Origin of the sequence: Chitinophaga deserti (genome assembly GCF_003149455.1) — a bacterium.
Taxonomy (GTDB): Bacteria; Bacteroidota; Bacteroidia; order Chitinophagales; family Chitinophagaceae; genus Chitinophaga; species Chitinophaga deserti.
In genome coordinates, this window is the sequence record NZ_QFFK01000014.1 from 96,887 (window position 1) to 110,254 (window position 13,368).

10 protein-coding genes are annotated in these 13,368 nt (G+C 47.0%); 5 read left to right on the forward strand and 5 right to left on the reverse strand.

The window, feature by feature from the left end; all coding sequences use genetic code 11:
• Position 1: 1 nt before the first annotated feature.
• From asnB to DEV76_RS24350, 5 genes are read right to left on the reverse strand one after another with little or no spacing between them, the layout of a single operon-like run.
• The gene (gene asnB, locus DEV76_RS24330; protein ID WP_109700559.1) at positions 2-1,903 is read right to left on the reverse strand and encodes an asparagine synthase (glutamine-hydrolyzing); all 1,902 of its coding nucleotides are present in this window, start codon (positions 1,901-1,903) and stop codon (positions 2-4) included.
• Positions 1,878-2,816 (reverse strand): glycosyltransferase family 2 protein, encoded by a 939-nt coding sequence (locus DEV76_RS24335; RefSeq protein WP_109700560.1) that lies wholly within the window; start codon positions 2,814-2,816, stop codon positions 1,878-1,880. The genes asnB and DEV76_RS24335 overlap by 26 nt, the downstream gene beginning before the upstream one ends.
• On the reverse strand, positions 2,797-4,008 hold the full coding sequence (locus tag DEV76_RS24340; RefSeq protein WP_109700561.1) for a glycosyltransferase: 1,212 nt from the start codon (positions 4,006-4,008) through the stop codon (positions 2,797-2,799). Before DEV76_RS24340 ends, DEV76_RS24335 begins: the two co-directional genes overlap by 20 nt.
• On the reverse strand, positions 4,008-5,159 hold the full coding sequence (locus DEV76_RS24345) for a sugar transferase (protein WP_232827036.1): 1,152 nt from the start codon (positions 5,157-5,159) through the stop codon (positions 4,008-4,010). The genes DEV76_RS24340 and DEV76_RS24345 overlap by 1 nt, the downstream gene beginning before the upstream one ends.
• A gap of 45 nt (positions 5,160-5,204) precedes the next feature.
• Positions 5,205-5,579 (reverse strand): response regulator, encoded by a 375-nt coding sequence (locus DEV76_RS24350; RefSeq protein ID WP_157963088.1) that lies wholly within the window; start codon positions 5,577-5,579, stop codon positions 5,205-5,207.
• 444 nt (positions 5,580-6,023) lie between these two features.
• Here DEV76_RS24350 and DEV76_RS24355 point away from each other — a divergent pair, with 444 nt between their 5' ends.
• The 5 genes from DEV76_RS24355 (at position 6,024) to DEV76_RS24375 (ending at position 13,330) form a co-directional block, all read left to right on the forward strand.
• Entirely contained in the window at positions 6,024-7,286 is a 1,263-nt protein-coding gene (locus tag DEV76_RS24355) for a hypothetical protein (RefSeq protein ID WP_109700563.1), read from the forward strand.
• Positions 7,287-7,710: 424 nt separating this feature from the next.
• Positions 7,711-9,915 carry an exopolysaccharide transport family protein gene (locus DEV76_RS24360; RefSeq protein ID WP_109700564.1) on the forward strand — a complete coding sequence of 735 codons (2,205 nt, stop codon included), beginning with the start codon at positions 7,711-7,713 and terminating at the stop codon, positions 9,913-9,915.
• A 20-nt stretch (positions 9,916-9,935) separates the two neighbouring features.
• The gene (locus DEV76_RS24365) at positions 9,936-11,036 is read left to right on the forward strand and encodes an acyltransferase family protein (protein WP_109700565.1); all 1,101 of its coding nucleotides are present in this window, start codon (positions 9,936-9,938) and stop codon (positions 11,034-11,036) included.
• A gap of 120 nt (positions 11,037-11,156) precedes the next feature.
• Positions 11,157-12,596: an O-antigen ligase family protein gene (locus DEV76_RS24370; protein WP_109700566.1), complete on the forward strand. Its 1,440-nt coding sequence runs from the start codon at positions 11,157-11,159 to the stop codon at positions 12,594-12,596.
• Between the two features lie 2 nt (positions 12,597-12,598).
• The gene (locus tag DEV76_RS24375) at positions 12,599-13,330 is read left to right on the forward strand and encodes a TolC family protein (protein WP_157963090.1); all 732 of its coding nucleotides are present in this window, start codon (positions 12,599-12,601) and stop codon (positions 13,328-13,330) included.
• Positions 13,331-13,368: the final 38 nt, after the last annotated feature.

Below are 13,368 nucleotides of genomic sequence, written 5' to 3' on the forward strand. Positions count from 1 at the left end.
TTTACAACTTTTCCATCCAACGGTCGTACCACAACTGGAATACCAGTATGTTCCATAACTTCTGGTGGCTTACTTTACCGCCACCCAGGTAGTTTTTAAGCAATACCTGCACATGTGCGCCATTGAAAAGACCGCTTTTGTTCAGTCTTTCCTCCGACAGGAAGTATTGCATCTGCTCGCGCAGATCATCGCGGAACCATTCCTGCAGCGGAGCGATGAAAGGCCGTTTGGGCCGGTCCATCATGGATTTGGGCAGGTATTCGTGTACGATCGTTTTAAGAATGTATTTGTTCGTGTTCTCTTTGGTTTTCAGCGCTGAGGGCACAGTGGCGAGGAACTCAACCAGCCGGTGATCCAGCATGGGTTCGCGGCCTTCTATGCTTACGCTCATGGTAGCCCTGTCTACCTTCACCAGGTTGTTATCAACGAGGAAAGTACGGTAGTCGATAGCCAGCAGCTTGTTCAGCGATTCATCGATATTGTTCAGCTCACCGTTCAGGTCAAAATTAGTCTTGTACCTGTCGGTTTGTACGCCCATATAATGCGATGCTTCACTTTCCGTGAGGTACTGGCTGATATACTTCAGGGCCTGTTGCGGCTTGCCTGCCGCCCAGATGAGTTTCATTTTCTCATAGCGGGAAGCGAAATTGTATTGCTTCGAGAAGTAAGGGATATTAGCCGGTGGAATCAACCCCATAGCGCGGCTTATCATCCGCTGGATCCCTTGAGGGAACTGGCTGGTATACCGGATGGCCTGGTTGAATTTATTATATCCCGCAAACAGTTCATCTCCCCCGTCTGCCGAAAGCGCTACTTTCACCTGTTTGCTGGCCAGCCTGCTCACCAGTGTGGTAGGCACGGTAGAATTGTCGGCAAACGGTTCATCGTATATCTCAGGCAGGTGGTGCAGTACATCTTTGGCATCTTCCGGGCCAATGATCCATTCAGTATGATCGGTACCCAGGTGGCGCGCAATCTTTCTGGCTTCTGCGGATTCATCCCACTGCCTTTCCTTGTACCCGATGGTAAAGGTCTTGATCCGGTTTGCAGAGCCGGATTGGAGGATGGCCGCCACGCTGGCACTATCGTAACCCCCGCTTAAAAACACGCCCACGGGCACATCTGCCACCATTCGGTATTGATAGGCGCTTTTCATCAGCGAATGCGTATGCGCAATAATCTCATGTTCCGACATTTTAGTTGCCGGTTTCCGGTATGCATCCAGCACATCCCAATAAGCCACTTCCTGCGGTTCGCCTGTCAACAGGTTAACGCGGAGATAATGCCCGGGCAGCAGCTTACGGGTATCTTTGAATACGGTATAAGGAGCGGGGATATAACTGTATTGGAGGAAGAGGGAAACACTGTTGGCATCGATCTCTTTCTCAAACCGGGGATGCTTGTGGAAGCTTTTCAGTTCTGATGCAAACAACAGGAGGCCGTCTTTGCGGTAGTAGTACAAGGGCTTCACACCTGCCCGGTCGCGGCAGATGAATACTTCGTTCTTCTCAGCGTCCAGAATCACGAATGCGAACATGCCAATGCATCTGTCTACCACCTTCTCTCCCCAGCAGGCATAGCCTTTGAGGAGCACCTCCGTGTCTGACCCGGAGAAGAATTCATATCCCTGGGCTTCCAGGTCTTTCCTGATCTCTTTATAGTTATATACTTCGCCGTTGAAAATGATGTTGTACTGGCCAAAATGCATAGGCTGATGGCCGGAGCTGGACAGGTCTATGATCGAAAGGCGGCGCTGGCCGAGGCCTACCACGGTATCACCCTGGCGGAAGCATTCATAGCCCGCATCATTCGGCCCGCGGTGCATCAGCACGTCCGTCATTTGTTCCAGTGTATCCTGTGTGGATTTCCCGGAAAAATCAATAAACCCTGCTATTCCACACATAATCGTTACTTTTTTTAAAATTTCTGATATTCCAGAAAACACCACGCCAGAAGGCTTTCAGATGAACCAGCTCCCAGCGGCTGAGGAAGCTGAGGGTGTTTTTGGGGATTGTTAAAAGAGAAAAATAGGCCATAAAAATCAGCCGCCGTGGCAAACTGATGTTCCGGCGCATGAAGAGCAGCCTGTTCCGCGTAATGAAATACGTTTTGAGCGGACTGTTCTTCCCGGTGGTCATGGACTCTTTGTGATAGATCAGGGACTTATACTGGTAATAGACCTTGTATCCCTTCCGTTTGAACATTTCGCACCAGTCGAACTCTTCGTAATAGAGGAAGTATACTTCGGGCATGAGGCCTACTTTTTCAAGTGCCTCCCTGCTGATCATCATGGCACCGCCATGGGCATAGTTCGTTTCCTTTACTTCATCATATTGCCCCTGGTCCTTTTCACGGCAACCAATCATGCTGTTGCGTCCGGTAAGGATGTCCACCCCATGGTATCCCGCATATTCTATCGTTCCTTTATGAAAGAAATAATGGAATTTGGGGCTGGCAATACCGGCATCCGGATACTGGCGGAATATATTCAGGAGGCCTTCTATCAGTCCATCGGTAAACTCCGTATCGTTGTTTACCAGGAAGTAGAATTCGCCTGTGGCAGCTTTGATACCAACGTTGTTTCCGCCGGCAAAACCCATGTTTTCTTTATTCCGGATTACCTTTACAGATGGTGAAATTGCCAGCAGTGCTTCCGTAGGGTCTTCCACGGATGCATTATCCACTACAATCACTTCCAGTTGCCGGTAACTGTTAGCCAGAAGCGAGCGCAGCAGTTCGCAGGTTACGGCGGCATTATTATAATTCACCGTAACGATCGAAACGAGGGGGCTGTATTCAGTTTTTTCTGGCAACATTCAGCAAAGGATTATTGATATCGGTTTTATTGTGTTGGGTATGAATAAAAGTCTTGTTCGCTCCTTTTATCCTGAAAAGCAGTAAAACCATCATCCATACGGCTTTTGGCAGGTTCAGCAGCGCTGTGAACAGGTATTTCCTGTAGAACATTGCGGGCAGTGGCAGCGCGAGACTCAGTGCATTAATCAGGAAGAGTGCACCCCAGTACCATAAAGGTATATGAACGTAGCTGCTGAAAACAAAAGAGCAGGCTGCCACGAAACAGATACCGGCAATCAGCAGCATCCGCGGCAACATGAGGTTGTGGCAGAATGCGAGGTTGAAATAATCCACATTCCCCTTCAGCAGCATCTTTACACCGGGTTTCCAGAACCTCCTGAAATACAGGAACTGGCTGGATATCCATCTCCGCCGCTGGTTGCTGAATGCCTCAGGATGCTCCACTTTTTCATCGAAGATCAGCGCGTCTTCCTGGTAATGAATGTGGTAACCACGGGCCACTATTTCCAGCTGCAGTACCTTGTCAAATCCACCCGTTGCATCGATCTGCTCCATTACGGATTTGATAAGGGGATAATGAAATACCATCCCGGAGCCAATGACAGAGGAAGATAAACCCACTGCATTGCTGCCTTTCCGGTAAATATGGTTGGCTATAATTTCATTCGCAGTATCCAGGACGGCAAATGGTGTTTCAATGTTTTTGGCTACCCGTTGTGCCTGAATCACATGATGCCCCTGCTGGTACGACTGATTCACCTTCAGGAGAAAGTCATGCGCCAGCACATTGTCTGCGTCACTGATCAGCACGAGTTCGTAACTGTCATCGAGCTGGCCGAGCGCTGCGTTGAGCGACTTGGCTTTGGTGCTTTTCTCGAATGATACGGGTAATACATTTACTTCTGCTGCTTCCAGCAGGCGGAGAGTTTCGGGTTGCAGGGAGTCTGCAATCACCCAAACATCGTATTTAGAAGAAGGATAATCGAGCTCCATATAGCTGCGGGCAACGGAAAGTATCACCGCATCTTCTTTGTATGCGGGTACCAGGATGGCCACTTTGCTATAAATATCTGTTGGGGGATTGGCGGAAGACGTGCGTCTAACTAATTTTCCGGCGATGGAAAAGAACAAGTTATACAGTACGCATCCGGTTAAGTAGGTAAGTAAAAATATCTCAATAAGGAGGATCATTATACATTATCTTTTTGAATAAGCGCAAACGGCGTATTCACGATGAGCCACATGTCGTAGGTGAAAGAATGTTTGGCGGCATAGTCCTTATCCAGGTTGATACGCTCTTCAACAGACATTTCCTTTTTTCCGCGTTTGCTGATCTGCCACAGGCCGGTAATTCCGGCAGGTGCCAGAAAGCGTTCGGCCCAGTCGTCAGTAGTAAGTGTAATAGCTTCGTACAGCGGTAAGGGGCGGTTGCCTACCAGGGACATATCGCCACGGAGTACGTTTAAAAGCTGAGGCAGCTCGTCCAGACTGCTGTTGCGCAGAAAGTTTCCAAGTTTGGTAATACGCGGGTCGTTCGAAACTTTTATGAAAGTAGGGCCATTGCCGTTGGTATCATACTGATTCATGTGTTTCAGCTTATCCAGTTGCTTATCGGCGTCAGGCACCATAGTTCTGAATTTGAAGAATTTAAAGACACGGTAGTTGCTTCCAGCACGGAGGGAAGAATAAAATATCGGGCCTTTGGATTCCAGGCGGATGAGGATAGCAATCAGCAGCATTACAGGGCTGGCAACCACCAGTCCGAGAGATGATGCGGTGATATCCAGGCTGCGCTTCAGGAATGCATCTATCCTGTTCTTCTTCCTGATCTCTTTTGCCGGGGGCACTGTGATGCCGGGTACAGACTGCAGTCTTTTCAGTTTCTTCACAAAATCAACCTTAGCGAAAAGGTGTTGCTGCATGCAGGCTGGGGTAAGGATTTCATCGATAAAACCATGCTGCTTAACGAAGGCCTGTTCAGTGGCAGTAACTTCATTTACCAGCAGGAAAAACGGGATGGCGCGCAGGATGGGGTGCAGATCAAAGAAACGGGACCACGACATGCAGTCTTCCGCAGTCAGCGAAGAATTTCTTGCGATGATTGCGGAAGGCACCAGGCGGTGGAGGTTCAGTAACTGCAGTATCAGTGCCTGTGCCTCAGCGGTATCTTTAACTTCATGCATCTTACCGGATGCCGGGCCTTCAGCAGGTGAAGTGCGGTCGGCGCCTACAATAAGCACCAGCCTGGTTTCAAGCTGGGAGCCAGCATCATTTGCATTCTTGGCAGCACTCTGTTTTACCGTGTTCAGGGGTGTCACAATAACGGGTGTACTCATGTTCATGCTATTCGGTTGAATAATTCAGGGTATTAAACATTGCTAAGTATATCAGGCAACAACCTGGAGCTGCTTGCCCAGTATTGCTTTCACACGATCGAGCAACTCAATAGGATTAAAAGGCTTCTGCATTACATCGTACACATTGTGGAAGAGCCCGGTCACGGATTCTGACTGATCGTTAATGCTGCCGCTCAGTACCATGATAGGGATGTTTTTGTAGAGGTGGCTCTCGGATAAGTATTCCACAAGTTCCCATCCGTTAATGTTTGGCATAGCGAGATCAGTTACGATCAGGTCTACCGAATTCCCCTTGGAAAGCCAGGCCATTGCTGCGAGGCCATCTTGCGCAGATACCACATTGTACTCTTTTTTGAATATCACTTCCAACAACACTCTGATCGGCGCGCTATCATCAATTATCATTACTTTCTTTTTCATACCTTCTTTCTTTTAAGTTTTATCAAAGTGCTATATCAACGCTTAGCGCAATATCAATAGCGGCAGAAGGTTTTAGATCGGATCTGGCAATAAAATTATTTGAAGCTTTTCAGGGGATACTGGTGAGGAGGCGGGTTATGCCACAATGGTTAATTAAGTCAAATCTACAATATAATTTTCACTTTCTAATATGTTGATATGATTAATTTAATTCGTTTAATCATGCTCAACGGGAGTAAAATTATTACAGATCTGACTACTCTCCTACTTTATTTGGCGAAAGTCAATTTTTTTTGGGTGAAAGCTTAAAAATGGACATTGAATGTTTAGCGAACAATGCTTTTTCCCTATTTTCATTACATATATTCTATACCTTTATCTATCTTCGCCGCCTATCCCCAACTAAATCATTAATAATCATAGTGCCAGATGATAAAACGTTATCTTAATCCAAAAACGTTATTACTTGCCACAGGTATCAGTGGATACTTAATACTCCTGATTCTTACCCTGCTTCACCGCCAGCCGCCTTTGCATGACGAGCCTTTTTTCCTCGCCAATGTTGTATTATATGATGATTATGGCTTTACAGAACGCTTCCTGCTGGAAATGCAGGACCAGGCACCCGGCCCCCTTTACCAGTTTGTTCATAGCCCCCTCCGCCCCCTCACCCACCTCCAGGCTCCGGGTGTAAGACTGGTCAATGTATTCTTCCTGGGAGGCATCATTGCTTTACTGGCCGTTCTGATGCGGCAACTCTGGAAAATAGATAATCTTACTGCATTCACATATGCACTCTGCGCATTGGCTGCACCGGTAATGTGGCAGGTGTCTGGTATGGCACTCACAGAAATTCCCAGTATGCTGGCCAGCTTCCTTTCTGTGGTTGTACTCTGGTTTGCGCTGAAGCAGGAAAAACCCGTTCCGTCCCTTGCGCTGGGACTCGCTGCGGGCATATTCGCCGGATTAGGCATACTAGGCCGCGCCCCTTTCCTGGTACTGGTGCCGGCATCTCTGCTGATGGCCTGTCTGTATCTTTACCGCGGTGAAAGAATCCGTGTTGTGACATTAATCATATATTCCCTCACAGCGCTGGCCATCAGTGTGCCCGTATTTATGATATGGAAAGGTTTTACTCCGCCTCAGCAGGCATTTGTAGGCCATGGCATCAGCATATGGCATGGACTGCTCGGTTTTGGCTACGCGGCCCTTATCACGCTTATTATTGCACCACGCTGGTTTATTTTCAATAAAACCATAGTGTGGCTGCTGGCTGCAGGGTATATTATTTGCCTGGGACTCAATCTTACCTTGTTCCATTTTGAATACGCACCGCTAAATAAGGCATTAGGGAAAGTGCTGCCGGATTTCATTATGCAGCTGTATCCTTTTATTATATCCCCCTTCCTTTGCGTGCTTGCTTTATACTTTATGGCCTGCCTGCTCGTATGGATGTATAAGTCTGTTGCAACACCATTTAAAGTTTACCTGATAGCAGTAACAGGGTTATTATTATGTTCCAATTTTGCGGTAACCCACCTTTTCAGCTCCAGGTACATTGCCCAGATTGTTCCCTTCCTCATCCCGGTTCTATGGCCTGCAGATGAAATAAATCATTCAAAAATAGCCCGTTATGCAGTTGGCATGGTGGTAGGTATCTTATCCCTGGAAACCTATTTCAACTTCAGCTGATACATAAATCCGGAGTTTCACAGATCGTTTTGGTGCGTTTACCAAGGGAAATCATGATTTCCCTAAAAAAATTATGTTATTAATGAACTGCATCATAATATTGCAAAAATAACCGGATATACCGATGAAGCATTTCGCTTCCCGGCCAGAGACTTGTAAATACATCTCCCCATATCTGGTTCCCCCGATACCTTAGATATTTTTGTTAATTACCAGTTCCTTCGCAAAACCTCGATGCCCTTCGTGCGGCAATTATTTTTTACCATTCCTTTGAATTTGACAAGGCTGAAAATGCTGTGCAATGCTATAAACGATTACTAAAAGCGCTGTACAGTTCAAGAATAAAAACTTTCGCAAGTTTTAAATTATCCGGTTTTAACCGGCTTTTTTAAGCAGTGATAGTTAATGAAAAAAAATAATTGATATGGACATAATATATTTCATAAAGGCGTTACTGAAAAAGAAATGGTGGATCATCGGTGGAACTTTCCTCGCGATCGCCGCTGCCTTCTTCTTCACCATGGGCCGCCCCCGACTCTATTCATCCACTGCCCAGATCTCCACAGGATTCACCATTAAAGACCAGATCACCCTCCGTGACGAAGGCAACAATATTTTTGAAGCCGATGTCAAGTTCGAGAACGCCATGCAAACCATGACTTCTCCCCTTGTGATCAGCCTCCTCTCCTACCAGCTGCTGTTACACGACCTTACCAGCCCAAAGCCGTTCGTTGTACTGTCGGAGCAGGAACTCAAGTCAAAAGAATACCTGGCCTTTAACCGTGATGCCGCCATTCGCATCTGCCGCCAGAAGATGGATTCACTGCAAATGCTCTCGTCTTACGACCCCGAAGAGCGTAAAGTGCAGGAATACATGAAACTCTGCAAATTCGACTATGAAGGAATCCGCAAGATGCTGAATGTGAACCGTGTAACCCGTACGGATTATATTGATATAGCCTACCGTTCGGAAAACCCCGAGCAGTCTGCCTTCGTGGTGAACACCCTTTACAATGAATTTATCCGTTATTACCGCAGCCTGCGTTCCGAACGTACAGTTGAGAACGTGGAAACCTTCGCAGAACTGGTTAACCAGAAGAAAACAGAGCTGGATGCCAAAGTGGAAGCACTGCGTATGTATAAAACATCTGAAGGCGTCCTCAACATCGAAGCAGCCAGCGGGTCGGAACTGGGGCTGATCAGCCAGCTTGAAAAAGCACTGCTGGACGAACGTGCCAGCCTTAATATCATGACCTCTACCCTGGCTACCCTCAATACCCAGATCGCCAACGCGAGCTCAGGTAAGGTTACTTACGGCTCCGCAAATGCTAATGCAAGTGTGGTATCATTACGTAAGGAAATCAACCGCCTCAATGATGAAAAGCTTCGTTCCGGTACACAGGATGATGACCTGGACGAAAAGATAAAACAACTACGCAAGCAGCTCCAGCAGGCAGAATCCGCACTGCCTACCACCAGCACCGGCGTGCCTTCTTCCGTGATAACCAAAGAAGAGCTGATCCAGCGTAAGGAAACCATGGAAGCCGACATTAATGCATCTCAGAAGAATATAGCAGTACTGGAGCAAAAGATCCGTTCACTGAAAGGCTCTCTCGGTTCCTATGCAAATAAAGAAGCTACGGTTGGCACCCTCCAGCAGGAAGTACAGCTGGCACAGGATGAGTATAACCGCCTGAAAGAGAAAATGAACTCTGCCATTGACAACCGTACCGTTCCTACCGATAACTTCCGCCAAACACTGAAAGGGCAGCCGGCCTTCAAACCGGAATCCTCCAAACGTGCGATTATCATGGGTATGACCGGCATGGCCGTTTTCTTCCTCACCTCCCTTGGTATCATTTTTAAAGAGCTGTTCGATACCAGCATAAAATCGCCCTCCAACTTCCTGAAGAGCGTGGATCTGAAGCTGATCGCAACTGTTAACCATGCCGATCTTCACAAGTACAGCATTCTTGAAGTATTGCAGGCGAATGAAAATTCTAAAGACATCCGTAAACGGCAGAACAGTTTCCGGGAGCTTTTGCGAAAGCTGCGGTTCGAAATGGAGAAAAGCGGGAAATCTATCTTCCTCTTCACCAGTACCGAATCGCAACAGGGTAAAACAACGCTGGTACAGGCCGTGGCCTATAGCCTTAGCCTTAGTAACAAGAAAGTACTCGTTATCGATACCAACTTCTGTAATAACGACCTTACTGTTGCCCTGAGCGCAAAGCCAACACTGGAAACCTTCTCCATGCCGCGTGATGAATATTCTTATGATAAGGTGGAAGAGCTGATCACAACTTATGCGATTGAGAATATCGGAGTGATCGGCTGTAAGGGAGGCGACTACACCCCTACCGAGATACTTCCACCCAATCACCTCCTTAATTACCTCCATGAGCTGAAAGAGCACTACGACTTTATCCTTATGGAAGGTGCTCCCCTGAACGATTATACGGACAGTAAAGAGTTAGAGAAATATGCAGAGTCCGTTGTAGCTATATTCAACTCCAATGCTACGCTGAAACAGAACGATAAAGATTCCATTGATTTCCTCCATTCGCTGAACGATAAATTCCTGGGTGCGGTATTGAATAATATAAGTGATGATTACCTGGAATTATGATTTAACCCCCTATTTTAAATATGCAAACGAAACATGAAACATCTCACTCAATATTCTCGCTCTCCGCACCAGGAGCGGGTAGGTATCCGTGGGTGGATTATGCCAAAGGCATTGCCATCATATTTGTTGTATACCGCCATGTGATTTATGGATTGTTGTACCGGGGAATAGAAATTACCCCGGCGTTGATGGACGCAAACGAAATGCTGTATGGTTTCCGCATGCCACTATTTTTCTTCTTATCCGGCTTATTCTTTGCTTCCAGCGTTTTAAAGAAGGGAGCTGATAATTTTCTGATATCCAGGGTTAATACCCTTTTATATCCGTACCTGGTATGGGCGGTTATTCAACTGACACTGCAACTTCTCTTTTCTGAATATACCAACTTCAAAAAGGGAATAGGCAATTACCTCGATATCCTTATCCATCCACGAAGTATGCTCCAGTTATGGTACCTGCTGGCTTTGTTTAACGTTTCTGCATTGTACCTTTTTGCAGATCAGGTATTAAAACTCCGCGCGTGGATGCAGCTGATTATTGGTGTGGTGTTACTCAGCTTAAAGCCTTTCGCGGGAGATTTCAGTACCCTGTCAGATGTAATGCAGTATTATATCTACTTCGCCTGCGGTCATCAGGCAGCCAGGTACTTCTTCCAGGATAACGTGCAGCGCTTCTTATCGTCATTTCCCCGCCTGCTGATACTGTTCCCGGTGTTCCTTGCTGTTCAGTATTACTGCATGCAGCATCAGGATATGAATATTTACCTGTTCTCTGCCCTGGCAGTTGTGGGAGGCATCGTGGTAATTATGGCGTCTATGCTGCTGGATAAACATGGTAAGCTTGGCTTTTTACGGACGATAGGGCATTATTCCCTGTATATATATCTGCTGCATGTGGGTATCGTATTCCTTCTGAGGAATCTGTTCATAAAAATCGGTATTGCCGCCAATGTGACGCTGACCACTTTCCTCCTTGTTGTAGCCGGGATATATCTGTCGATTGTAATATACCGCCTGATGCTGCGCATGGGTATGCATTACCTGTTCAAGGGCCCTTTTCGGGAAACGCCCCGGAAAGAAGGCGAAAAAAAAGTGACATTCAATAATATGCTGGCCTTATGAAGTTGAAGAAAAAAGCAGAAAAGAAAATAGTCAGTGAATCACTTCACCAGGCGCTGCTGATGATTTTCGTAGGCGCAGTTTTACTTTTCCTGGCATTCAAAACAGTTTTTGGTTAATCCAATGCTCGCACTCGATAAAAATAAAAAACGTAACTGGCTTCTCGTCCTCCTCTGGCTCCTGCTGATCCCGGCTATCGCTTACGTTGCCGCCACTGACTATAAGATTTCCGTGGTGGTAGTAATAGCAATACTGGGTATGGCGACCAGCCTGTTATGTATCATGTACTATAAACTGGGTTTCTACCTGTATATCACGATTACGCTGATCCTGCCCATGCTGGAAAGGATGTCGGGGTCCGAAATGAGTACGGGGATAGTGATGGACGGGCTATTATTATGCTCGCTGCTGGGCTGCCTGATTAGCCGTGGCGATCCCACCTTCAAAAAGGTAAACTTCCTGAAAGATCCGTTGCTGGTAGCCACCTATCTGTATATCCTGGTGCTGATCCTGCAGATAGCGAATCCTTATGGGTTCAACCCCACCGGCTGGGCCATCTTTATGCGGGTGATCATGCGCAACGTATTGTTCCTGTTGCTGGCACTGAACGTCTTTAACAATATGAAGGATGTTCATACATTCTTCAAGTTCTGGATCGCGATCTGCACGGCGGCCGCCCTTTATGCCTGTATGCAGCAATGGTTTGGCCTGATGCCTTATGAAAGGGCATTTATGGCGAAGTATCCCAAGCTGTTCAATACGACTATCATTCTGTCTGGTATCCGGATATACTCTTTTATGTCCGACGCGGCATCTTTCGGGATAATCATGGCCTGTAACATTGTGATCTGTATGATCCTCCTTACAGCCAGCAGCAAAACAATGAGTTTTCCGAAGAAAGCTGTATTGATACTGATTATCATCTTCCACCTGCTGGCCCTGGGATATTCCGGTACACGTACCGGGTACGTGATGCTGCCTGCCGGCCTGATGCTATTCTTCATTGCCAACATGCAGAAACGAAATACGATCCTGGTGGCGATGGCCTTTAGCTTCTGTGCGGTGTTAATCCTCTTCGGCCCGTTCCACGGCAATCCTACCGTCATCCGGGTACGTACGGCATTTCTGGGAAAACAGGATGAATCGGTGAATGTGCGCGACCGTAACCGGGCAGTTGCACAGCCTTACATCTACTCCCACCCTTTCGGTGGCGGGGTGATGACTACTGGAGGAAATGCGATGATTTTCCACCGCGGCCACCAGCTGGCTAATCTGCAGACAGACAATGGTTACCTCCGTGGAGTGCTAGAAACCGGCTGGCTGGGACTTATTCTGATGGTGGCGAACTTCTACCTCCTCATACAGATGGCGGTATCCAATTACTTTAAACTAAATAATGAACTCGATAAACTACTGATGATCGGCATCGCAGCCGCAGTATTCGAAATGTCTTTAGCACAATACACGCAAGATGCTTCTACGCTGGTGGAATCTGCCATCATGCTGAATGCATTCACTGCTATACTACTGAAAATAAAATACTTATACACTCAAAATCCATGAACATGAAATGTATTTCCTTGGTCGTTGTTACGCTGGCGATCTCCTTATCAACACAGGCGCAGGTGCAGAGAAAGGATACATCCGTTTTACTGAATCTGCCTGCAGACCGCTCAACCGTAGCCCGCTTCAAAGCTAAACTGGTGGAACTCGCCATGAAGCATCCGGATATGCAGGAATATGCCGTTCGCAAGCAAATCAACAAGTACGAAACAAACATCGCAGGATCTGCCTGGCTGAACCACTTCACAGCCGCAGGTAACCTGAACGAATTCACCATTAAGGGGAACAGTAATAACAATAATAACAACTTCCAGACTTTCTACCCCCGTTATAATTTTGGTGTGCTGATCCCCATCGGAAACCTGATCAAGATCCCCAATGAGGTAAAACGTACCCGTGCGGAAAAGAAACTGCTGGAAACACAGGAACAGGGCGTAGCGCTGAATGCAAAGGCACTCGTACTGCAGCAATATGAAGAGTATGCTGCCGCCAAACAATTATACGAACTGCACCTGCCCGTGCTGGAAGACGTGCTGCAGCAATACTCACAGGCTGAGGAGAAATTCCGTGCCGGAGACGAAACTATGCCGCTCCAGATGTACAAGGAATCTTACCGCCTGTACAATGCCGAAATGGGCAAAAAGGTATTGTTGGAAAAAGACCTCCGTCAAGCCAAGCTGAAGCTGGAAGAAATGGTTGGTACAACGCTGGAGCAGGTTATGCTGATGCTCTAATGCTCCCTCGTTATTCTTCTTTAACAACAATCGTCCGA

Coding starts and splice junctions, on each gene's coding strand:
- asnB (WP_109700559.1), bottom strand. CDS start 1,903: ATGTGTGGAATAGCAGGGTTTATTGATTTTTCCGGGAAATCCACACAG.
- DEV76_RS24335 (WP_109700560.1), bottom strand. CDS start 2,816: ATGTTGCCAGAAAAAACTGAATACAGCCCCCTCGTTTCGATCGTTACG.
- DEV76_RS24340 (WP_109700561.1), bottom strand. CDS start 4,008: ATGATCCTCCTTATTGAGATATTTTTACTTACCTACTTAACCGGATGC.
- DEV76_RS24345 (WP_232827036.1), bottom strand. CDS start 5,159: ATGAACATGAGTACACCCGTTATTGTGACACCCCTGAACACGGTAAAA.
- DEV76_RS24350 (WP_157963088.1), bottom strand. CDS start 5,579: ATGATAATTGATGATAGCGCGCCGATCAGAGTGTTGTTGGAAGTGATA.
- DEV76_RS24355 (WP_109700563.1), top strand. CDS start 6,024: ATGATAAAACGTTATCTTAATCCAAAAACGTTATTACTTGCCACAGGT.
- DEV76_RS24360 (WP_109700564.1), top strand. CDS start 7,711: ATGGACATAATATATTTCATAAAGGCGTTACTGAAAAAGAAATGGTGG.
- DEV76_RS24365 (WP_109700565.1), top strand. CDS start 9,936: ATGCAAACGAAACATGAAACATCTCACTCAATATTCTCGCTCTCCGCA.
- DEV76_RS24370 (WP_109700566.1), top strand. CDS start 11,157: ATGCTCGCACTCGATAAAAATAAAAAACGTAACTGGCTTCTCGTCCTC.
- DEV76_RS24375 (WP_157963090.1), top strand. CDS start 12,599: ATGAAATGTATTTCCTTGGTCGTTGTTACGCTGGCGATCTCCTTATCA.